21 protein-coding genes are annotated in these 21,887 nt (G+C 71.8%); 3 read left to right on the plus strand and 18 right to left on the minus strand.

The window, feature by feature from the left end; genetic code table 11:
- Positions 1-11: 11 nt before the first annotated feature.
- From EKG83_RS45845 to clpB, 9 genes are all read right to left on the minus strand, one after another.
- The gene (locus EKG83_RS45845) at positions 12-695 is read right to left on the minus strand and encodes a TrmH family RNA methyltransferase (protein WP_228122448.1); all 684 of its coding nucleotides are present in this window, start codon (positions 693-695) and stop codon (positions 12-14) included.
- A gap of 245 nt (positions 696-940) precedes the next feature.
- A complete protein-coding gene (locus tag EKG83_RS45850) occupies positions 941-1,873 on the minus strand; it encodes a hypothetical protein (RefSeq protein ID WP_153278830.1) in 933 nt (310 codons plus the stop codon).
- A gap of 118 nt (positions 1,874-1,991) precedes the next feature.
- Positions 1,992-2,381, minus strand: coding sequence for a DUF2784 domain-containing protein (locus EKG83_RS45855; protein ID WP_033428311.1), 390 nt, complete (start codon positions 2,379-2,381; stop codon positions 1,992-1,994).
- Positions 2,382-2,462: 81 nt separating this feature from the next.
- Positions 2,463-3,155 (minus strand): hypothetical protein, encoded by a 693-nt coding sequence (locus EKG83_RS45860; protein ID WP_033428310.1) that lies wholly within the window; start codon positions 3,153-3,155, stop codon positions 2,463-2,465.
- Position 3,156: 1 nt separating this feature from the next.
- The gene (gene pyrE / locus EKG83_RS45865; protein WP_153279026.1) at positions 3,157-3,711 is read right to left on the minus strand and encodes an orotate phosphoribosyltransferase; all 555 of its coding nucleotides are present in this window, start codon (positions 3,709-3,711) and stop codon (positions 3,157-3,159) included.
- A gap of 91 nt (positions 3,712-3,802) precedes the next feature.
- Positions 3,803-4,582, minus strand: a complete 780-nt coding sequence (locus EKG83_RS45870; RefSeq protein ID WP_033428308.1) for an SDR family NAD(P)-dependent oxidoreductase — start codon at positions 4,580-4,582, stop codon at positions 3,803-3,805.
- On the minus strand, positions 4,579-5,274 hold the full coding sequence (locus EKG83_RS45875) for a type III secretion system chaperone family protein (RefSeq protein ID WP_033428307.1): 696 nt from the start codon (positions 5,272-5,274) through the stop codon (positions 4,579-4,581). The genes EKG83_RS45870 and EKG83_RS45875 overlap by 4 nt, the downstream gene beginning before the upstream one ends.
- A gap of 37 nt (positions 5,275-5,311) precedes the next feature.
- Positions 5,312-5,890 carry a hypothetical protein gene (locus EKG83_RS45880; protein ID WP_153278831.1) on the minus strand — a complete coding sequence of 193 codons (579 nt, stop codon included), beginning with the start codon at positions 5,888-5,890 and terminating at the stop codon, positions 5,312-5,314.
- Between the two features lie 225 nt (positions 5,891-6,115).
- Positions 6,116-8,698 (minus strand): ATP-dependent chaperone ClpB, encoded by a 2,583-nt coding sequence (clpB, locus tag EKG83_RS45885; RefSeq protein WP_033428306.1) that lies wholly within the window; start codon positions 8,696-8,698, stop codon positions 6,116-6,118.
- Positions 8,699-8,875: 177 nt separating this feature from the next.
- On the opposite strand from clpB, the gene EKG83_RS45890 reads away from it, so the two are divergent.
- Complete coding sequence (locus EKG83_RS45890) at positions 8,876-9,256, plus strand: VOC family protein (protein ID WP_033428305.1); 381 nt, start codon at positions 8,876-8,878, stop codon at positions 9,254-9,256.
- A 955-nt stretch (positions 9,257-10,211) separates the two neighbouring features.
- On the plus strand, positions 10,212-11,315 hold the full coding sequence (locus EKG83_RS45895) for an FAD-binding oxidoreductase (RefSeq protein ID WP_033428304.1): 1,104 nt from the start codon (positions 10,212-10,214) through the stop codon (positions 11,313-11,315).
- A 749-nt stretch (positions 11,316-12,064) separates the two neighbouring features.
- Here EKG83_RS45895 and EKG83_RS45900 read toward each other — a convergent pair.
- The 8 genes from EKG83_RS45900 to EKG83_RS45935 all read right to left on the minus strand — a co-directional run bounded on the left by EKG83_RS45900 (position 12,065) and on the right by EKG83_RS45935 (position 19,012).
- Positions 12,065-12,493, minus strand: a complete 429-nt coding sequence (locus EKG83_RS45900; protein WP_033428303.1) for a heat shock protein transcriptional repressor HspR — start codon at positions 12,491-12,493, stop codon at positions 12,065-12,067.
- Entirely contained in the window at positions 12,490-13,659 is a 1,170-nt protein-coding gene (gene dnaJ, locus EKG83_RS45905; protein ID WP_033428302.1) for a molecular chaperone DnaJ, read from the minus strand. Before dnaJ ends, EKG83_RS45900 begins: the two co-directional genes overlap by 4 nt.
- A gap of 21 nt (positions 13,660-13,680) precedes the next feature.
- Positions 13,681-14,358, minus strand: coding sequence for a nucleotide exchange factor GrpE (gene grpE, locus EKG83_RS45910; RefSeq protein ID WP_033428301.1), 678 nt, complete (start codon positions 14,356-14,358; stop codon positions 13,681-13,683).
- Entirely contained in the window at positions 14,355-16,196 is a 1,842-nt protein-coding gene (dnaK, locus tag EKG83_RS45915) for a molecular chaperone DnaK (protein WP_033428300.1), read from the minus strand. The genes grpE and dnaK overlap by 4 nt, the downstream gene beginning before the upstream one ends.
- A gap of 306 nt (positions 16,197-16,502) precedes the next feature.
- Positions 16,503-17,309, minus strand: a complete 807-nt coding sequence (locus EKG83_RS45920; RefSeq protein ID WP_033428299.1) for a DUF4097 family beta strand repeat-containing protein — start codon at positions 17,307-17,309, stop codon at positions 16,503-16,505.
- A gap of 236 nt (positions 17,310-17,545) precedes the next feature.
- Positions 17,546-18,115: a hypothetical protein gene (locus EKG83_RS45925; RefSeq protein ID WP_033428298.1), complete on the minus strand. Its 570-nt coding sequence runs from the start codon at positions 18,113-18,115 to the stop codon at positions 17,546-17,548.
- Positions 18,116-18,138: 23 nt separating this feature from the next.
- On the minus strand, positions 18,139-18,693 hold the full coding sequence (locus tag EKG83_RS45930) for a TetR/AcrR family transcriptional regulator (protein ID WP_033428297.1): 555 nt from the start codon (positions 18,691-18,693) through the stop codon (positions 18,139-18,141).
- Positions 18,677-19,012, minus strand: a complete 336-nt coding sequence (locus EKG83_RS45935) for a DMT family transporter (protein ID WP_033428296.1) — start codon at positions 19,010-19,012, stop codon at positions 18,677-18,679. The genes EKG83_RS45930 and EKG83_RS45935 overlap by 17 nt, the downstream gene beginning before the upstream one ends.
- Before the next feature lie 143 nt (positions 19,013-19,155).
- Here EKG83_RS45935 and EKG83_RS45940 point away from each other — a divergent pair, with 143 nt between their 5' ends.
- Complete coding sequence (locus EKG83_RS45940; RefSeq protein ID WP_033428295.1) at positions 19,156-21,432, plus strand: (Fe-S)-binding protein; 2,277 nt, start codon at positions 19,156-19,158, stop codon at positions 21,430-21,432.
- Positions 21,433-21,481: 49 nt separating this feature from the next.
- Here the strand turns inward: EKG83_RS45940 and EKG83_RS45945 are convergent, their stop codons facing one another.
- Entirely contained in the window at positions 21,482-21,865 is a 384-nt protein-coding gene (locus EKG83_RS45945) for a phage holin family protein (RefSeq protein ID WP_033428294.1), read from the minus strand.
- Between the last annotated feature and the right edge of the window lie 22 nt (positions 21,866-21,887).

A 21,887-nucleotide genomic window follows, 5' to 3' on the forward strand; every position in this document is an offset into this window, starting at 1 on the left:
AACTGAACCGGTCAAGACGCCTGTCGGAACAGCTCCCAGTGGTACAGGGCCATGGCGACGCTGGTGGTGAGGTTGTAGCTGGACACCTTCGGCCGCATCGGCAGCGACACGACCAGGTCGGCCCGCGCGCGCACCGCGTCCGACAGCCCGTGGCGCTCGGACCCGAAGGCCAGCACGGCGTCGTCGGGGATCTCAAGGCCCCGCAGCCCCACGCCGCCCGCGTCGAACGCGACGACCCGCCCGGTCACCTCGTCCAGGCCGGCCAACCGCCGCACCGGCAGCGCGAAGTGGAGCCCGGCGCTGCCGCGCAGCACGTTCGGGTGCCACGGGTCGACGTCGCCCAGCGACACCACCCCACCGGCCCCCAGCCCGGCGGCGACCCGGATCACCGCGCCGAAGTTGCCCAGGTTGCGCGGGTTGTCGAGCAGCACCAGCGGCGCCCGCCGCGCCTCACCCCCGCCCGCGGGCCGCTCGGCGAACCCCGCGACCCCCGTGGGGTGCGACCGCCCGACCCGCTCCACGAACTCCCCGGCGCCCACCACCTCGGCGCGCCGCTCGAACTCCCCGACCAGGTCGGGCGCGTGCGTGCGGGCGAACCCGAGCGCCGCGTCGCGGTCGAGCACCAGGACGGACCGGACCTCCGCCCCGAAGCGGAGGGCGTGCTTGACCGCGTGAAAACCTTCCAGGACCACCACACCGCGATGATGGCGCATCCCGCGCCCGGGGTCCTGCTCCCCCGACTTGAGCAGGACCGGTCGACCAACGGGAACGGGAACGTATCGTTACTTCTTGTCGGTGTCACCGCCGCTGGTGGTCTCCCCGCCAACAACGAGAGAGAAATTCACAAAAATGCGCACGGAACCGGCCTTCGCGGCAGCGGTGTTCTTGATCACCGGCGCATCGTAGCGCACGGTAGCCGGCTCTTATGCCAACTCAACCATCATGCCAAGTCAACTCGCACGCCGACCTTGCGGTAAGCCCCGATGTCGCGCATGACCAGGTCCGTCTCCGGCCTCCCCGAGGCATTCACACCATGATTGAGCGAGCAATCATCCCGCCCCGTCAGCCCCAGTTTGTCAACCCTTACCGAGAAGCCCGGCGGATAGGTTATGACGTAACGAGCGTACTCGATCGTCTCGCTGAACGAGACCAGGAACTCGTCCGCCTCGTACCCGCGCATCAGCGGCGCGCACTTGGCCGGCCAGAACACCTCCACCAGGAAGTTCACCTCGCTCCCGCGCGGCGCCGGTTCGTTGAGGTGCATCATGACCTTCAGCCGGTTGGTGTTGTCGATCCACGCCGTGGTGAACCCGAACCGCGTGCCGCCCTCGCCGCCCACCTCGACGCTGCGCACCTTCACCTTGACGCGGCGCTTGTACCGATCGGGCCAGTCCCAGCACGCCCGATCGGCGAAGCTGCAGAAGTGCAGCAGGTCGCAAAGCACGACCACGGTGAACGAAATGCGCTGCCGAACGTCCCCGTTGGCCTCGATGTCGACCTCTTGGAGCCAGTTCTTCACCGCCCACGACTGACCGTGCCGGTTTTCCAGGATGTCGCAGTACCGGAGCAGGAGCTGCCGCTCCGACTCGTCACGCCGCCGCCACTCGACCCGGTTCACCCAGAGCAGCGCCACGAGCGCGGTCACACCCAGTCCCAGCAGCGCGAACCCGGCCGTCCGGTAATGACCGGCACCCACCGCGACAACGGCGGCGCCACCCATCCCCAGCAGGACCGACAACATTTCCGCGGGCCCCAGCACCGCCGAGTAGACCACGTAGTCCCGCAATCGCTGGCGCAACGCCGAAATCGGCGGTTTGCGCCTTCCCCGGCGCACCGGTCCTCTCACGGCGAGATCTGTTCTGACCACCGCCACGACCGCTCCCCTCCCCCTGCCCGTAGCCGAAGGGTAGGGCACCGCGACAGCCCCGGAATTGAGGTTGGTACGGACGGGGAAGGCGATTGCTCCGGTCCAGCGATCCCGTTTTCGGGAATTATCGCCGACCGGTGACCCCGACCGGTCCGCCGCTGCGCTCGTTGCGTCGCCTGAGGTAGTAGCCGACCCACGAGACGACGACCACGAGTGCCACCAGCACCTGCACCGGGCGCGCCGCCGACTCCGGGTAGAGGACGCCGTCGATGTAGGTGTCGATGAACCCCCCGGGCAGCGGCGGCTGCCCGGCCGCGTCGCGGAAGGCGTTCTCCAGCCACGTCAGCGGGCAGGCGATCGGGAACACGACGACCAGCAACCCCCAGGCGGCCATGGCCACGTGGAAGTACAGGACCCGGGGCCTGAGCCAGGCGAGGAACCCGCCCACCACCAGGAACACCAGGACCCCGTAGTGCACCACCATGACCAGCTCGGCCAACGCCCGCGCGACCATAGGGACCTCCTCCCTGCCCTCAGGGTAGGCCCGATGACGATCACGCGTAGGGGGTTTTCCGTTCCCGGCTGCGGGGTGGGGTCAGCCGCGGGGCAGGGCCTGCCAGGGCACGTTGCCCGCCACGTCCAGCAGCAGGTCCGCCAGGTGGCCCAGCGGGGCCTGGAGCAGCGGCCCCGGCACGGCGGCGGCGAGGTTGTGCTCGTCGAAGGCGATGGCCACCCCGTTCGCCCGCGGGTCCTGGAGCAGGGCCTGCGCCAGGCCGGAGCCGAGCAGCGCGCCGGCGAACGCGGGGTTCTTGCGGCGCACCTCGTAGCGCCCGTCGAACACCGGGTCGCCGGTGGGCGTGAACTGGTCGAACAGCCCCCACACGCGGTCCGTGCGCGGGCTGATCAGCACCCACGGCCCCGGCATGGGCCGCGGCACGACCACCACCGAGTACGCCCGGTACTCGGAGGTGACGGTGTTGTCGGTGCGCAGCACCACCTCGACCGCCAGCACGGGCACCCCGCGCCAGTGCCCGACCAGCTGGAACTTCACCCGGGTCCGGTCGGCCTCCAGCATCCGCCCGATCTGCGGCACGCGCTCCTGGAAGCCCTGGTCCTCGGCGACGAACCGCCACCCCAGGGACGCCTCCAGCGCGCGCATCCGCTGTTCCCAGTCGTTCACGAACCGCTGGTCGGTGAACGGGTTCCGCTTCCGGCGCGACAAGCCCACGGCGACCCCCACCCCGAGGATCGCCACGATCACCAGGAGCAGGACGAGCGCGCTCCCCATGTCACGCCAGCCCCAGGTCGGCGAGGTCGAGCAGGTACCGGTAGGGCAGGCCGGCGGCCTCGATCGCCTCGCGCGCGCCCGTGCCGCGGTCCACCACGGTCGCCACGCCGACGACGGTCGCGCCGTTGGCGCGCAACGCCTCCACCGCGGTCAGCACGCTGCCGCCGGTGGTGGAGGTGTCCTCGACCGCGAGCACGCGCTGCCCGGTGACGTCGAAGCCCTCGACCTGCCGCTGCATGCCGTGCTGCTTGGCGGACTTGCGCACGACGAACGCGTCGAGCACCTCGCCGGAGGCCGCGGCGGCGTGCATCATCGCGCAGGCCACGGGGTCGGCGCCGAGGGTGAGCCCACCGGCCGCCGCGAAGTCCCAGTCGGCGGTGAGCTGCCGCAGCAGCCGCCCGATCAGCGGGGCGGCGGCGTGGTGGAGCGTCGCCCGGCGCAGGTCGACGTAGTAGTCGGCCTCGGCGCCCGAGGACAGCGTGACCCTGCCGCGCACGACGGCCAACTCGCCCACCAACCGCGCCAGCTCGGCCTTGGCGTCGGGATCTGGCACCACTTCGGTTCGCACGGCTGCCAAGACTGTCATACCGGGCCGCGCGCCGGCACACCGTGACCCCGGTCGTCGGGCGACCCGGGCCCGGGGAGCGTCAGGTGCGCCCCCGCGCGCCCGCGACGCGCGAGGCGATCCGGCGCACCAGGGCCCGCGGCGCGAGCCGGGCGAACAGCGTGATGGTCTTGTACTGGGCGCCCGGGACGGACAGCGGCTTGCCCGCCCGCAGGTCGGCCAGGCAGTCGTGCACCACGTGGTCCGCGTCCAGGTACATCATCTCCGGCGTCCTGGACATGTCGATGCCGGCGCGCTGGTGGAACTCGGTGCGCACGAACCCCGGGCACAGCGCCATCACCCGCACGCCGCTGCCCGCGGTGGCCATGGCCATGCCCTCGGAGAACGAGATCACCCACGCCTTGTCCGCGCTGTAGGTGCTGCCGCGGCCGGGCAGCATGCCCGCGACGCTGGCCACGTTCACCACCGCGCCGCGGCCGCGCGCGACCATGCCGGGCAGCGCCGCGCGGGTCAGCCGCAGCACGCTGATGACGTTGACGTCCGTCTGCGACTCCAGCGCCGCCGGGTCGGCGGTGGCGAAGTCGCCGGCCAGGGCGAAGCCCGCGTTGTTGACCAGCAGGTCCACCTCCCGCCCGGCCAGCAGGTCGGCGACGGCCTCCCGGCCCGCCGCGGTGGCCAGGTCGGCGGGCAGCACCTCGGCGGTGATGCCGTGCGCGTTGCGCAGCCGGGCCGCCAGCTCCTCCAGCCGGTCCGCCGCGCGGGCGACCAGCACCAGGTCGTGCCCCTCCGCCGCGAGCCGGCGGGCGAACGCGGCCCCGATGCCGGAAGACGCGCCGGTGACCAGGGCGGTCGGCGGCGTCACTGCTTGCGCCCGAACTGCGGCCGGTGGACCTCGCCACCGGTGTCGGACTCGTCGTCGGCGTCGAACGGGTCGACGACGTCGGCCAGCTCGCCCAGGTCGCGCAGCAGCCGCTCCAGGCGGGCCGGCGTCGACCCGGGCGGCGCGGCGGCCAGCACCCAGTCGTTCTCCAGCCACACGACGGTGACGTCCGCGCCGATCTCCTCGGCGGCGTCCACCAGGTCGGGGTTGATGAGCTTGCGCGCGGCGGGCAGCTCGCTGACGAACGCGTAGCGGGAGCCGACCGGGCCGAGCAGGTCGGGCATCTGGTCGCGCTGGAACGGCACGCTGGGCAGCCACAGCTCCACGACCACCGGCAGCGCGCGGCGGCAGCGCACGCCCACCAGCACGGAGTTGACCTTGCCGCCGGTCTCGTGGTCGAGCACGTAGACCTGCCGGCGGCCGTCCGCGGTGAACGTCGAGCCCGCCACCACGTCCTTGGCCACGCCGGCGCCGTAGTAGGCGATCGCGCCGCTCTCCCAGCGGGTGGGCAGCACGTGGTCGGTCTCCTCGAACTGCCAGCCGCGCAGCGCCGCCCAGCGGCGGCGTTCGCGGTTTCGTGCGGTTCGTTGCGCCCGGTCGGTGGCGAGCAGGGCGAACCCCGCGACGCCCGCGACCGCGGCGACGGTGAACCAGACCCACGCCGGTATGCCCACGGTGCGAGAGTAGCGGGCCGGGCTGCACAATCGAAGATCACCGGCGGCGCGGTTCGCGCATTCGGATCAAGCTGTTACTCGAAGGCCCGGGTCGCGGGGTCGGGTCGACACGATCGGTCACGCGGGGGCGTCGGGGTGGGGGCCGATCGGTGGGGCGCGCGGCCTTGTGGGTGATCGGCGTGGGTGATCGGCACCCGGGCCGCGCCGGCAGTCGGTCACCGGGCCCGGGCGACGAACAGCACCGGCCTCGACCGGCGATCGATGTCGTACCCGCCGGCAGGCGGGGCGCGTTGCTGGTGCGGACGCGGGAGCGGTCTTCGTCGCAGGCGGCGTCGCGGACCCGGTGCAGGCGGTTTTCGACGTCCCGGTGGCCGCGCACGAGCGTGGTGACGCGGGCGGGGTGGGCGGCACGGCCGTGGGTGCCGGCCGGCGACTTGCCGTCCACCGCCGCCGCGGCCACCACCAGCACCGGCACCAACGAATGTCGAACACCGCGCGCCTTGCGCGGATCGGGCACCCCGGCCGGAAAAACCCGCGGGTCACCGACCCGCTCGGCGGCCGGTGCCGACCACTCGACCGGCACCGCGGCCATCAGGCACGACAACGAGGCGGGCACGACACCCCCCGGTCATGCGACTTCGACAATCACATGATCACCACGGGGTGCCGTGCCCGCCTCACCACCAGCACAAAAGACTTTGCCGACCCCCTGCCCTTGGCGGGGACCCCCGCGCAGCGAGCCCGACCCACCAGCGGTCGTCCAGGCCCGGCCCACCGGGCCGTCCAGCCGGCGTCGGCCCTGATCAGCCGGCGCCGACCGGCCGTCGGCGCCGACCGGCCGTCAGGACCGCCCGACGATCAGCCCGGACTGGTCGTCGACCACGTCCACCTTCACCGTGTCACCGTCGCGGACCTCGCCCGCGAGCAGTTCCTTGGCCAGCTGGTCGCCGATGGCCGACTGCACCAGCCGGCGCAGCGGCCGGGCGCCGTAGACCGGGTCGAAGCCGTTGAGGGCGAGCCAGTCGCGGGCGGCCGGGGTGACCTCCAGGGTCAGCCGCCGCTGGGCCAGGCGCCGGGCCAGGCGGTCGACCTGGATGTCCACGATCGCGGTCAGCTCCTCGGTGGCCAGCGCGCGGAACACCACCACGTCGTCGAGCCGGTTGAGGAACTCCGGCTTGAAGTGGGCGCGGACCACGGTCAGGACCGCGTCCTGGCGCTGCCGGTCGTCCAGCGTGGCGTCCGCGATGACCTGCGAGCCGAGGTTCGAGGTCAGCACCAGGATGGTGTTGCGGAAGTCCACCGTGCGGCCCTGGCCGTCGGTGAGCCGGCCGTCGTCGAGGACCTGGAGCAGCACGTCGAACACGTCCGGGTGGGCCTTCTCCACCTCGTCCAGCAGCACCACGCTGTACGGGCGGCGGCGGACGGACTCGGTGAGCTGCCCGCCCTGGTCGTAGCCGACGTAGCCGGGGGGCGCGCCGACGAGGCGGGCCACCGAGTGCTTCTCGGAGTACTCGCTCATGTCGATGCGGATCATCGCCCGCTCGTCGTCGAACAGGAACTCCGCCAGCGCCTTGGCCAGCTCGGTCTTGCCCACGCCGGTGGGGCCGAGGAACAGGAACGAGCCGGTGGGCCGGTCCGGGTCGGCGACACCCGCGCGGGTGCGCCGGACCGCGTCCGACACCACGCGCACGGCCTCGGACTGGCCGACCACGCGCCTGGCCAGCTCGTCCTCCATGCGCAGCAGCTTCGCGGTCTCGCCCTCCAGCAGGCGGCCCGCCGGGATGCCGGTCCAGGCGGAGACCACGTCGGCCACGTCGTCCGGGCCGACCTCCTCCTTGAGCATCACCGCGGCGTCCTGCGTGGTGCGGGTGGCCTCCTCCAGCTCCTTCTCCAGGGCCGGGATGCGGCCGTAGCGCAGCTCGGCGGCACGGCCCAGGTCGCCGTCGCGCTCGGCGCGCTCCGACTCGCCGCGCAGCTGCTCCAGCTGCTCCTTGAGGTCGCGGACCTTCTCGATGGCGGTCTTCTCGTTCTGCCAGCGGGCGGTGAGCGCGGACAGCTCCTCGCGCTTCTCGGCCAGCTCGGCGCGCAGCGCGGCCAGCCGGTCGACCGAGGCCGGGTCCGACTCCTTGGCCAGCGCCATCTCCTCGATCTCCAGCCGCCGCACGGCGCGCTCGACCTCGTCGATCTCGACCGGGCGGGAGTCGATCTCCATGCGCAGGCGGGACGCGGACTCGTCGACCAGGTCGATCGCCTTGTCCGGCAGGAAGCGGGCGGTGATGTAGCGGTCGGACAGGGTGGCGGCGGCGACCAGGGCGGCGTCGGTGATGCGCACGCCGTGGTGCACCTCGTAGCGCTCCTTGAGGCCGCGCAGGATGCCGATGGTGTCCTCGACGGACGGCTCGCCGACCAGGACCTGCTGGAAGCGGCGCTCCAGGGCGGGGTCCTTCTCGATGCGCTCGCGGTACTCGTCCAGGGTGGTCGCGCCGACCATGCGCAGCTCGCCGCGCGCCAGCATCGGCTTGATCATGTTGCCGGCGTCCATGGCGGAGTCGCCGCCCGCACCGGCGCCCACGATCGTGTGAAGTTCGTCGATGAAGGTGATGACCTGGCCGGCGGAGTCGGTGATCTCCTTGAGCACGGCCTTCAGGCGTTCCTCGAACTCGCCGCGGTACTTGGCGCCGGCGACCATCGCGCCGAGGTCGAGCGCGACCACGCGCTTGCCCTTGAGCGACTCCGGCACGTCGCCGGCGACCACGCGCTGGGCCAGGCCCTCGACGATGGCGGTCTTGCCGACGCCGGGCTCGCCGATCAGCACGGGGTTGTTCTTGGTGCGGCGGGACAGCACCTGCACGACGCGGCGGATCTCGGTGTCGCGGCCGATGACCGGGTCCAGCTCGCCCTTGCGGGCGCGTTCGGTCAGGTCGACGCCGTACTTCTCCAGGGCCTGGTAGGTGCCCTCGGGGTCGGGGCTGGTGACCCGGGCGGAGCCGCGGACCCGGCCGAACGCGTCCCGCAGGGCCTCGGGGGTGGCGCCGTGGCGCTTGAGCAGGTCGGTGACCTGGCCGCCGTGCTGGGCGAGGCCGACGAGCAGGTGCTCGGTGGAGACGTACTCGTCGCCCATCTCGGTGGCGAGTTCCTGCGCGCGGGACAGCACGCGGACCGCGTCGCGGGAGAACTGGGGTGCGGACACGGACGAGCCGGTGGCCGCGGGCAGGGCGCGGGAGAGCTGCTCCAGCTCCTTGTGGACCTGCTTGGGGTCCGCGCCGACGGCGCCGAGCAGGGGGGCGGCCAGGCCGTCGCCCTGGGCCAGGAGCGCGCCGAGGAGGTGGATGGAGGTGACGTCCGGGTTGCCCGCGATGGTCGCCGCCTGGACGGCGGCGGACACGGCCTGCTGGGTCTTCGTGGTCGGGTTGAAAGCGTCCATTCCTCACCTCGGTCGGCGATTCGTGCAGGGGCCAGCGTTCCGCACCGGCCGTCACCCTGCTCAACGTCAGGAAAGTTGAGCCTGTTCCGCTCAACCTGTGCCAGTGGTGTGTCTTGGGTCACTGGGAGGGCCGGTAAAGCCGGTGCGGTGGGGCGGCGAACGCATGAAGATCTGCGCATGACCTCTCTGCTGCACAACATCACGTTCGACTGCCGGGACGCTTACGAGCTGGGCCGGTTCTGGAGCCAGGTCCTCGGGCGGCCGCTGGCGGACGACGACAACCCAGGCGACCCGGAGGCGTACATCGGGCTGCCCGGCGGGCACGGGCTGCTGTTCATCCAGGTGCCGGAGGGGAAGACGGTCAAGAACCGGGTGCACCTGGACCTCCGGGCCGAGACGACGCGCGACGAGGAGGTCGAGCGGTTGCTGGGGGTCGGGGCGACGCTGGTGGACGACCAGCGGCGGGCGGACGGGAGCGGGTGGGTCGTGCTGGCCGACCCCGAGGGGAACGAGTTCTGCATCGAGCGGAGCGCGGCCGAGCGGGCGGCGCAGGTCTGAGGCGAGGGGGAGGTTCGGGTTGGCGCTCGGCCTGGGGTTCGACTTGGGGTTCGGCTTGGGTTCGGCCCGACGTTCGGCCTGGGGTTCGACCCGACGTTCGGCTTGACATTCGGACCCATGGCCCGGCAAGGCGCTTGCCCTGGGGCGCGGTCTCGGCACCGAGCATCGCGGGGACAGCCGGACAGCGGTGGTCGAGCGGCGGCGCGAGACAGCAGTCCGCCGCCCTCGGCCTCCCCCTCGCCCTTCCCCCTCGCCCCTCTCCCTCGCCCTTCCCCCTCGCCCCTCGCACATCACCTCACCTGCGGCGTCGCGTGCAGGTTGCTGAGTGCAACTTGCTCTCCGGCCGACCCTCGCCCCAGGCCGTTACCCACAGTTTCGACCAGGTCACCCACATGTCGTAGCCGGTTGTCCACAGCCAGTCGCAAGTTGTCCACAATCCCCAGGTGCGCATCCACAGGCGCATATGCCTCTCCGCAGTAGTGCGGAAAAGGGCACGATCGGTATCCACAGCCTCACCGGATCCGCTCACCGGCTCCCCGGACCACCAGCGTGCGCCCACCCCGAGGCGGCGGCAACCGGACGTCGCCGGGCGCCTGAAGCCGGCGTTGAGCGGGCCTCGAGGGCCAGGCCCTCGTACTCCCCCATACCCATCGGTACGTCTGGGGGTGGGCCACAAGCCTCGGTTTCGGTATACCTATAAGGGAATGTCCACCCGTTGGCCGGAGCGACTTGCGACCGTCCGTGACCGGACAGCACTCGAAGGTGGCATCAAGGAGTCAACCAGGCAGTTGACGGGTTAATGTCCCTCCGTCGGGGATGGAAGCTTGACGAGGACGTAGCGCCTTGCTGGCGCCGCCAGAAACGTGGAGACTGCGCCCGGACCATGACTGCGAACGCTGTGTTGAGCCCCATCCCGAGCCCTCCGCGCCGAGAGCCGCCCCCGGGGGTCACCGCCATGGTGCGGATGATCCGGGAGAGCTTCGCGGTGGTGGAGCCGCGCTCCGATGAGGTCGCGAAGTTCTTCTACGGCATGCTCTTCAGCCTGGCACCGGCGACCCGCGAGATGTTCCCGGTGAACATGGAGGTCCAGCGCAGCCGGCTGCTCCGCGCGCTGGTGCACGTCGTGCAGATGGTCGACCGCCCGGACGACCTGATCCCGTTCCTGCGGCAGCTCGGGCGCGACCACCGCAAGTTCGGCGTGGTCAACGTGCACTACGAGTCGGTCGGCACGGCGCTGCTCGCGTCGATCAAGAAGTACGCGGGCCCCGCGTGGACGCCGCAGGTCGAGATGGCGTGGGCCGAGGCGTACACGATCATGGCCCGCTCCATGCAGGAGGCCGCCGCGGCGGACGAGGGTCCGGCGTACTGGCACGCGACCGTGCTGGAGCACCAGCGGGTCAGCTGGGACCTGGCCGTCGTGCGGCTCCAGCCGGATCACCCGGTCGGGTACCGCGCGGGGCAGTACGTGAGCGTCGAGACGCCCCAGCGCGCGCGCCTGTGGCGGTACTACTCGCCCGCCAACGCCCCGCGCGAGGACGGCATCATCGAGTTCCACATCCGCTCGGTCGAGGGCGGCTGGGTCAGCCGGTCGATCGTCGGCCACACCCAGGCGGGTGACGTCTGGCGGATCGGCCCCCCGATGGGGCGGCTGGGCGTGGACCGCAAGTCCGGGCGCGACGTGCTCATGGTCGCCGGCGGCACCGGCGTGGCGCCGATGCACGCGATCGTGGACGAGATGGCGCAGTGGGGCGAGAACCCCCGCGTTCACCTGTTCGTGGGCGGCCGAACCCGCGACGACCTGTACGACCTGGACAACCTCCAGCGGTTCGCGACGACGAACCCCTGGCTGACCGTCGTGCCGGTGCTGGAGTCGGACCCGGGCGCCCGCGGCGTCGAGCAGGGCACCCTCGCCGACGTCGTCACCCGCTACGGGGCGTGGGAGGACCGCGACGTGCTGGTCTGCGGCTCGCCGTCGATGATCCGGGCCACGGTGTCGCGCATGCTCGTGGCGGGCACCCCGCTGGACCGGATCAAGTACGACCCCTTCACGCTGGACTGACCTGGGCAAACGCACCAAGCGGGCGGTCCGCGCGCCAGACCGACCAGCCCAGCGCGGCCAGATCGACGCCCAGCGCGACCAGATCGACCAGATCAACCAGCCCAGCGTGGCCGGGTCGGTCCGCCACCGCGCGGCCGGATCGCCCCTGCAACCGCCTGGGGACGCCCGCCCTGCGCTGAGCGGAATGCCCTGCGCTGAGCGAGGATGCACCGCGCCGATACTCGCCACGGCCTGCTCGCCCCGCGTCAGGACCGACTCACCCAGCCCTGCGATCAGCTTCCGCGCGCTTCACCCCATGCCCTCGCACCGACCCGTGCCCGATCCACCCCTCACCAATCCACACCTGTCCTGACTTGCGGCTGAGCGGTGCGGTTCGCAACCCGGCCCACCGGTCCACAGCCGATCAGTCCCGACCACCTCCATCCTCGACCGCTCGCGTGCGGCACGCCACCTCCGAGGCTGGACCTGTGGACAACTCGGGCCGAGCCCGAGCTGGGCCTGATCCGGGAGCGCGGTCGGGGAGTCCGGGGCGAGCCGTCGGCGGGGTGGGGATCCGTGGGTGATGGGTGGCGGGTGGGCCTGGCCGGTCGAAGGCTGGCCGGTCGGTAGTGGTGGCGTCGTCGGGTCGGGGGCGGTGGCGGGGTGGTGTGGCGGGGTGGTGTGGGGTGGTCGCGGGGTTCCTCATGTGCAACCGATGATCGGTAACACCGTTTCCGTACATCGACCACCCCATCGAGTGATCGGAAGTTTCAGCGCTTCGGCTTCGGCTTCCACACCACCAACGCGGTCTCGTGCCGCACCGGCACCAGTTCACGCCGGTACGAGGCGTGCACCGACGCCGCCGCCTGCTCGGCCGCCGCCAGGGCGGAGGCCAGTTCCTCGGTCAGCTCCTGCACCCTGGCGCGCAGCGCGCCGACCTCGTTCTCCAGCTCGATGATCCGCTTGATCCCCGCGAGGTTGACGCCTTCCTCCTGCGACAACCGCTGCACCTCGCGCAGCAGCACGATGTCGCGCATCGAGTACCGGCGCCCACCACCGGTCGTGCGCCCCGGCGACACCAGCCCCATCCGGTCGTAGGACCGCAGCGTCTGCGCGTGCAGACCGGAGAGCTGCGCCGCCACGGAGATCACGAAGAACGGGGTGTCCTCGTCGGTTCCGGGCGGGAACGGGAAGCTCACACCGACCTCTTCTCCACCATCGCGTTGAGCTCGGCCCGCGGATCGTGCCGGGCCGTTGCCGACGCGTACTGCTCCAACGCCTCTCGTGCCGCGGCGTCCATGTTGTTGGGCACCGCCACCTGCAGCGTGATCAGCAGGTCGCCGACCTGGCCGTCGCGCCTGGTGATGCCCTTGCCCTTGGCTCGCAGCACCCTTCCGCTCGCGGTGCCCGGGGGCACCCTCAACGTCACCTTGCCGTCGAGCGTGGGCACGGTCAACGTGGTGCCGAGGGCGAGTTCCGGGAAGGTGACCGGCACGGTGAGGGTCAGGTCGTTGCCGGTCCTGCCGAACACGGGGTGCGGGTTGACGTGCACGCGCACGTACAGGTCGCCCGCGGGGCCGTTGTTGCGGCCCGGTTCGCCCTGGCCGGCGAGTCGGATCTTCTGCCCGTCGTCGACGCCCGCCGGGATGCGGATGGTGAGCGTGCGGGTCTTGGTGCTGACGCCGTCGCCGCCGCACTCGGGGCAGGGGTCGTCGACGATCCGGCCGGTGCCCCGGCAGTCGGCGCACGGTTCGGAGAACGCGAACGCGCCCTGGCTGCGGGTGACCAGTCCGGCTCCGCCGCAGGTGGGGCAGGTGCGCGGGGTGGTGCCGGGTCGTGCGCCGGAGCCGGCGCACGTGCCGCAGCTCGCCGGGCTGGACAGCCGGAGGGGCACGGTGGCCCCGCGGACGGCCTCGGTGAAGTCGATCCGGACGTCGGTCTCGACGTCGTCGCCGCGCCTCGGGCGGGTGGCGGAGGCGGACGTGCCCCCCCGGCGGTTGAACAGCCCGCCGAGGAGGTCGCCGAGGCCGCCCATGCCGCCGGGTTGGGCGCCGGTGCGGCCGAACAGGTCGCCCACGTCGAAGCCGCTGTTGCCGGCGCCGAACCCGCCGGGGAAGCCGCCGCCGCCCGCGAACAGCCGACGGGCCTCGTCGTACTGCTTGCGCTTGGCGGCGTCCGACAGCACGCCGTATGCCTCGGACACGGCTTTGAACCGCGCTTCGGCCTTGGCGTCGCCCGGGTTGGCGTCGGGGTGCAGCTCCCGCGCCAGCTTGCGGTACGCCCGCTTGATCTCGTCCGCCGAGGCGTCGGAGGAGACGCCCAGTTCGCGGTAGAAGTCCTTCTCGATCCAGTCCCTAGCACTCACCGGACATCACCCCCCTTTCTTTCAGTTCTCTTCGGTCTGGTCCTGGGCGGGCGCCCCGGGCTCGTGGTCGGTGACGGCGACGAGCGCGGGCCGCAGGACCCGCTCGCCGTACCGGTAGCCGCGGCGGAGCACGGCGGTGACGGTGGGTCCGCTGACGTCCGGGGACGTGCTGTGCTGCACGGCCTCGTGGACGGCCGGGTCGAACTCCTCGCCCTCGTGCCCGAAGGGTTCCAGGCCGATGCCGTGCAGGGAGCCGACCAGCTTGTCGGCCACCGCCTTGAACGCGCCGACGAGGTCGCCGTGGGCGCCGGCGCGCTCGATGTCGTCGAGCACGCCGAGCAGTTCGCCCGCGACCTGCGACTTGGCCGTGGCGATCACCAGTTCCCGGTCGCGCTCGACGCGCTTGCGGTAGTTGGCGTACTCCGCGGTGAGCCGCTGGAGGTCGGCGGTCCGCTCGTCGAGCTGGGCCTTCAGCGCGACGGTCGGGTCGTCGGCGACGGGGGTGTCGTCGTCGGGCAGGTCGGGGGCGGCGTGCCTGCCGCCCTCGGCCTGCTCCGGCTGCTCGTCCTGCCCGTCCTGCTCCGGGGCCTCGACGGGGGTGTCCTCGCCTTCGGGGGCGGTGCGGACCTCCCCCGTCTCGGGGTCGATGCGCCTGCGGTCGCGCACCACCACGTGGGGCTGCTCTTCGGGCCGGGTCACTTCTTGTCGTCCTCGTCCACGATCTCGGCGTCGACCACGTCGTCGGCCTTGGGCGCGTCACCGGTGGTGGTGCCGCCCGCGGCGTCGGGGGTCGGCGCGGCGTTGGCGTACAGGGACTGGCCGATGGCCTGGGACTCGGTGGCCAGCTTCTCCACCGCGGTCCGGACCTTGGCGATGTCGGTGCCCTTGAGGGCCTCGTTGGTCTCCTCGATGGCGGCCTTGACCTTGTCCTTGACCTCGGCCGGGATCTTGTCGTCGTTCTCCTTGACGACCTTCTCCGTCTGGTAGACCAGCGTCTCGGCCTGGTTGCGGACCTCGGCCTCCTCGCGGCGGCGCTTGTCCTCCTCGGCGTGCGCCTCGGCGTCCTTGATCATGCGGTCGATGTCGTCCTTCGGCAGCGCCGAGCCGCCGGTGATGGTCATCGACTGCTCCTTGCCGGTGCCCATGTCCTTGGCGGAGACGTGCACGATGCCGTTGGCGTCGATGTCGAAGGTGACCTCGATCTGCGGGACGCCGCGCGGGGCCGGCGGGAGGCCGGTCAGCTCGAACATGCCGAGCTTCTTGTTGTCGCGGGCGAACTCGCGCTCGCCCTGGAAGACCTGGATCTGCACGGACGGCTGGTTGTCGTCGGCGGTGGTGAAGATCTCGGAGCGCTTGGTCGGGATCGTGGTGTTGCGCTCGATGAGCTTGGTCATCACGCCGCCCTTGGTCTCGATGCCCAGGGACAGCGGGGTGACGTCGAGCAGCAGGACGTCCTTGACCTCGCCCTTGAGGACGCCGGCCTGCAGGGCGGCGCCGACCGCGACGACCTCGTCCGGGTTCACGCCCTTGTTGGGCTCGCGGCCGCCGGTCAGCTCCTTGACCAGCTCGGCCACGGCGGGCATGCGGGTCGAGCCGCCGACGAGCACCACGTGGTCGATGTCGCCGACGCTGATGCCGGCGTCCTTGATCACGTTGTTGAACGGGGCGCGGGTGCGCTCCAGCAGGTCGTTGGTGATGCGCTGGAACTCGGCGCGGGACAGCGTCTCGTCGAGGAACAGCGGGTTCTTGTCCGCGTCGACGGTGATGTAGGGCAGGTTGATGTTGGCCTGCATCGAGCTGGACAGCTCGATCTTGGCCTTCTCGGCGGCCTCGCGGATGCGCTGCAGCGCCATCTTGTCCTTGGTCAGGTCGATGCCGTTGCTCTGCTTGAACCGGTCGACCAGCCAGTCGACGATGCGCTGGTCCCAGTCGTCGCCGCCGAGGTGGTTGTCGCCGCTGGTGGCGCGGACCTCGACCACGCCGTCGCCCAGCTCCAGCAGCGAGACGTCGAAGGTGCCGCCACCGAGGTCGAAGACCAGGATGGTCTGCTCCTTCTCGCCCTTGTCCAGGCCGTAGGCCAGGGCGGCGGAGGTGGGCTCGTTGACGATGCGCAGCACGTTGAGGCCCGCGATCTGGCCGGCCTCCTTGGTGGCCTGGCGCTGCGCGTCCTCGAAGTAGGCGGGCACGGTGATCACGGCGTCGGTGATCTCCTCGCCCAGGTACGCCTCGGCGTCGCGCTTGAGCTTCATGAGCACGCGCGCGCTGATCTCCTGCGGCGTGTACTGCTTGCCGTCGATCTCGGTGGTCCACCCGGTGCCGATGTGCCGCTTGACCGACCGGATCGTCCGGTCGACGTTGGTCACCGCCTGGTTCTTGGCGGGCTGCCCGGTGAGCACCTCGCCGTTCTTGGCGAAGGCCACGATGGACGGGGTCGTGCGCGAACCCTCGGAGTTGGCGATCACCGTCGGCTCGCCACCCTCGAGAACCGCGACGACGGAGTTGGTCGTCCCCAGGTCGATGCCGACCGCTCGCGCCATTGGATTCCTCCTGGTAGTGCGTTTGTGAGAGCCCCGCGTTGAGCGGTGTCGGCTCAAGTTTGCCAGGGAGGCCGGACTTGAGTCCACTGGGCTCAACCTTTCTGCTCCGTCCAACGACGGGGGCGGGGCGGGTGTTCCCGGATCGACGTGATCCGGGCCACTCCGAGGTGGCCGCGAGGACTGCTTCGCCGCGTGGGCGCACCGGCCGCACGCTGGGGGAACGGGTGGAGCTGGCGGGGTGGGCACGGCTGTGCGGCGCGCAGGGCGGGTGATCGCCTGCGCGCCGCTGTCGGGCGAGAACGACGGTCAGGGGGCCGGCTGGGCGACGCGGACCGCCACGTCACCGCTGCTCGTGCGCAGGAACAGCTCGGAGGCGGCGTCGGGGTCGTTGGCGACGGCGACGTCCTGGTCGCCGCTGCCCGTGCCCACGTCCACCCGGTAGGACGCGGGCTGCAGGTGCACGGTGACGTTGCCGCTGCCCGTCTCGGCGCGGACCGAGGTCGCCGCGGCCATCCGGACGTCCACGTCGCCGGAACGGCTTTCGAGCGTGACCGCGCCGCGCATGCCGGACAGGGAGATGTTGCCCGAACCGGTCCGGGCGACGAGGTCGCCGGTGACGTCCGCGGCCTCCAGGTCGCCCGAGTCGTTGTCCAGGCGCACCGGGCCGGAGACCTGCTTGAGCGCCACGTCGCCCGACCCGAGGTCCACCTCGACCGCGGCCACGGCCTCGAAGCGCACGTCGCCGGAGCCGTTCCCGCCGGTGACGCGGACGTCGGTGGAGGGCAGGACGACGTCGTAGTCGACGTAGCAGCGGTTGCCGCAGCCGCCGAGGACCAGCGTGGTGCCCTCGACCCGGTGGAACAGGCCCTCGGGCTTGGCGCCGCCCTTGGGGTAGCCGACGAAGCGGCGGACGTCGGTGGAGGTGGCGGTGCCGTCGGCGCGGCCGCGCACCGTGACGTCGCCGGAGCCGTTGTCCACCCGGACCTCGGTGATCCGGTCGCCCACGGTGTGCTGGTCCCGGAAGCCGTGCTCGACCAGCCGGACGCAGGACGTCAGCGCCACCGCCGCGATCACCGCCACGACAGCCGCCAACCCGATCCGCTTGACCACCACAACGCCCCCTCGGCCTCAAGTCGCTGCGTCCAAGCTAGGCGGCCGGGGCACCGCGGCCCATCGGGAAGACCCCCGACCCGCCCCTGGGGTTGTCCCTACCCCCGCGTGTCCCCCACTCCGGCACCGCGAGTCCTCCACTCCGGTTCGCGGCGCCGGTGTCCGGGTGGAGGACTCGCGGTGCCTGAACGGAGGACACGCGGTGTCCGGGTGGAGGACACGCGCGGGAGGGGGTGGGGTCAGGCGAGGGTTTCCACGGTGGCGCGGAGGGCGGGCGCGGAGAGGGTCGGGTCGCTGAGGAAGCGCTGGGAGGCGATCACGTGCGAGTCGGTCATGCGCTCCCAGACCAGGCCCTGCACCGGCACCTCGGTGATCACCAGGCGGAACGGGCGGACGTAGCGGCCCAGCCGGTGCTCGACGCCGCGCACCACCTCGCCGACCGGCAGGGCGTTGCGGGTGGCGGCGTTGCGGTGGTCGTACTCGGCGGCGGGCCGGCTCAGGGCCAGGACGGCGGCGCGCAGCGCGGGCCGCAGGCGCAGCGACGGGCCCGCCGGGTCGTCCGGGGAGCCCGACGGCATCTCGGTGCGGGCGTGGTCGAGCACGTCGGCCCACCAGCCCAGCCACTCCTCGGCCGCCGCCGCGCGGTCGACGCCCGCCGGGACCACCACGGGGACCGACGGGTCCAGCCCGGGCAGCTCGGGCACGGTGTCGACCGAGAGCGCCAGCGTGTCGCGGACGAACAGGGCCGTGTTGACCGCCTGATTCGTCCCGTGCGACACCTGCCACGACTCACGCCCGGCGAACCTCATGCGACCAGTGTCCCGCGCGAAGGTCATCCACCGGGCATCAGAAGGGACACGACCCGTTCGAGGTCCTCCACCACCGGCGGGGAATCGGCGATCAGCGCCTGGACCAGCAGCCCGTCCAGCGCCGCGAGCAGCGCCCGCAGCGCCACCGGGTCCCGCGGCCCGACCAGGCCCGCCACCAGGTCGGACCACCGCCGGGCCGCCGCCCGCAGCTCCGGTCGGCGCGCGGCCAGCAGGTACAGCTCGTACCCGGCGAGGGTCCGCTCCCGGTGCGCGCCCGCCGCGTCGGCGACGAACCGCGCCACGGCCGCGGGCGTCGGGGCGACGCTGCGGAAACTCGAAGCCGTCCGCTCCGCCGACCAGGTGAGCGCGGCGACGAGCAGGTCGTCCAGGGTCGCGTAGTAGTAGGTGGCCGACGTCGGCGGCACGCCCGCCTCGCGCGCCACCGACCGGTGGCTCACCCCGGCCACGCCGTCGCGCGCCACGACCCGCAGCGTCGCCTCCAGCAGCTCCCCGCGCCGCCGCTCGCCGCGCGCCCGCCGGCCGTCGGGGCGCGGCGGGGCGTCAGGACGAGGGGCCATTGCCGCCCAGCTCGATGGTGACCACGCCGGCGATCACCAGCAGCATCCCGACCACCACCGTCGCGTTCAGCGGCTCCTTGAACAGCACCGCGCCGATGCCCGCGACCGCCGCGACGCCGAACGCGCACCAGATCGCGTAGGCCACGCCGATGGGCATGCCCAGCTGGAGCACCTTGGCCAGCGCGGTGAACGCGGTCACATACCCCACGACGACCACGATCGAGGGAATCGGCCTGCTGAACCCCTCGGACAGCTTCAGCGACACGGTGGCGGTCACCTCACCGATGATCGCGACGGCAAGCACCAGGTAGACGAGCACGAGAGCCGACCCCCAAGAAGTTGAACACCTGTTCAACAACGGTACCGGCCACTATGCGATCCGCCACGCCCAAGTGGTTACTGATCAGTAATCGGGCGTAGGCTGCCCAGCCAGGAGCACGGACGAGAAAGGCCGCCACCACAATGGGAGCCCTCCAGCTCACCCTCGGCGCCATCGGCGTCGCCGTCAGCGTGTTCGCCTGGGGTCTGTTCGTCGCCGGTGTCGTGCGGATGATCCGGATCATCCGGCTCGGCCAACCCGACCCGACGCGCAGCGGCCCGTTCTGGCCGCGCCTGAAAACCCTGGTCGTCGAGTTCGTCGCGCACACCCGGATGGCCAAGTTCCGCAAGGTCGCCCCGTGGCACTGGATGGTCATGTGGGGCTTCCTGATCGGCTCCCTCGTGCTGTTCGAGGCATACGGCGAGGTGTTCTACCCGGGCTTCCACTGGCCGGTGATCGGCACCTGGTCGGTGTGGGCGCTGCTGGTCGAGCTGCTGGGCCTGGGCACCGTCGTCGGCGGCGTCGCGCTCGCGGTCATCCGCCAGCTCAACCACCCCCGCCGCGCCGACCGGCTGTCCCGGTTCGCGGGCTCCAGCTTCAAGTCCGCCTACTTCGTCGAGGCCGTCGTCGTCATCGAGGGCCTCGGCATCCTCGGCGTGAAGGCGTTCAAGCAGGCCGCCGGCCTGGAGGACCCGCCGCTGTGGTCGTCCTTCGTCACCGCGCCGCTGTCGAACGTCCTGCCCGCCAGCCCCGACTGGGTGTCGGTGATGGCCGCGGTCAAGCTGCTGTCGGCGATGGTGTGGCTGGTCGTGGTCGGCAAGAACCTGACCATGGGCATCGCGTGGCACCGGTTCAGCGCGTTCTTCAACATCTACTTCAAGCGCGAGGACGACGGCGGCGTCGCCCTCGGCGCGCTCAAGCCCATGATGAGCGGCGGCAAGGTCCTCGACCTGGAGGAGGCCGACCCCGACACGGACACCTTCGGCGTCGGCAGGGTCGAGGACTTCACCTGGAAGGGCTGGCTGGACTTCAGCACCTGCACCGAGTGCGGCCGCTGCCAGTCCCAGTGCCCGGCGTGGAACACCGGCAAGCCGCTCTCGCCCAAGCTGGTGATCACCCAGCTGCGCGACCACGCGTTCGCCAAGGCCCCCTACCTGCTGGCGGGCGGCCGCCGCGACATGGCCGGCGACGAGGTCGGCCTGGTCGAGGACAAGTACGAGGACTACAAGAAGCGCCTGGAGTCCGTCGACGTGCTGGCGATGGCCGAGTCCGAGCGCCCGCTGGTCGGCGGCCCGGACGAGCTGGGCGTCATCGACCCCGAGGTGCTGTGGTCCTGCACCACCTGCGGCGCGTGCGTCGAGCAGTGCCCGGTGGACATCGAGCACGTCGACCACATCGTCGACATGCGCCGCTACCAGGTGCTGATCGAGTCGAACTTCCCGTCCGAGCTGGGCGGCATGTTCAAGAACCTGGAGAACAAGGGCAACCCGTGGGGCCAGAACTCCCGCGACCGCCTGGCCTGGGCCGAGGGCCTGGACTTCGAGGTGCCCGTGTTCGACGGCGACCTGGGTGACACCGAGTACCTGTTCTGGGTCGGCTGCGCCGGCGCGTTCGAGGACCGGGCGAAGAAGACCACGCGGGCCGTCGCCGAGCTGCTGCACACCGCGGGCGTGAAGTACACCGTGCTCGGCCCGGAGGAGTCCTGCTCCGGCGACCCGGCGCGGCGCGCGGGCAACGAGTTCCTGTTCCAGATGCTGGCGCAGCAGAACGTCGAGGTGCTCAACACCGTCTTCGACGGGCGCCCCCCCGGCCAGCGCAAGATCGTCGTGACCTGCGCGCACTGCTTCAACACCCTGGCCAACGAGTACCCGCAGGTCGGCGGGCAGTACGAGGTCGTGCACCACACCCAGCTGCTCAACCGGCTGGTGCGGGAGCGGCGGCTCGTGCCGGTGGCCGAGGTCGCCGAGGACGTCACCTACCACGACCCGTGCTACCTGGGCCGGCACAACAAGGTCTACGAGGCGCCGCGCGAGCTGGTCGGCGCGTCCGGCGCGAAGCTGCGCGAGATGCCCCGCCACGCGGACCGCTCCATGTGCTGCGGCGCCGGCGGCGCCCGCATGTGGATGGAGGAGCGGATCGGCAAGCGCATCAACGTCGACCGCGTGGACGAGGCGCTGGGCACCGCGCCGTCGAAGATCGCGACGGGCTGCCCGTTCTGCCGCGTGATGCTGACCGACGGCGTGACCGCGCGGCAGAACGAGGGCGCGGCGGGCCCGCACGTCGAGGTCGTGGACGTGGCGCAGCTCCTGCTGACCGCCGTGCGGCGCGGCAGGGAGCGGGAGGCGCAGGACGTGCCGACCGACGCCACGCCCACCGGCACCCCGCTGCCGGACGAGGACAAGGCGTCCTCGGCGAACTGATCCCCTCCACCGCGGAGCCCCCTCGGCCGACCGAGGGGGCTCCGCCGCGTCAGTCGCGGTCGGCCACCCGGTCGTAGGCGAGGTTCAGCGCCCAGCCGACCAGCGCCACGATGATCGCGCCGAAGAACGCCGCCCAGAAGCCGCCCACCCGGAACGGCAGCCCCAGCTCGCCGGCCAGCCACCCGGTCAGCCAGAACAGCAGCCCGTTGACCACCAGGCCGATCAGGCCCAGCGTGACGACGTAGAACAGGCAGCCGAAGAACTTCACCAGCGGCTTGACCACCGCGTTGACCAGGCCGAACAGCAGCGCGACACCGATCAGCGTGCCGATCTTGGCGGGCGTGGACGCCCCCTGGTCCAGGTCGATGCCCGGGACGAGCGTGGCGACCCAGAGCGCCACCGCCGTCAGCAGCACGTGCACGAGAATGCCCATGCGGTCGCAGACTAGCGGTGGC

This window comes from Saccharothrix syringae (assembly GCF_009498035.1).
GTDB classification, from domain to species: Bacteria; Actinomycetota; Actinomycetes; order Mycobacteriales; family Pseudonocardiaceae; genus Actinosynnema; species Actinosynnema syringae.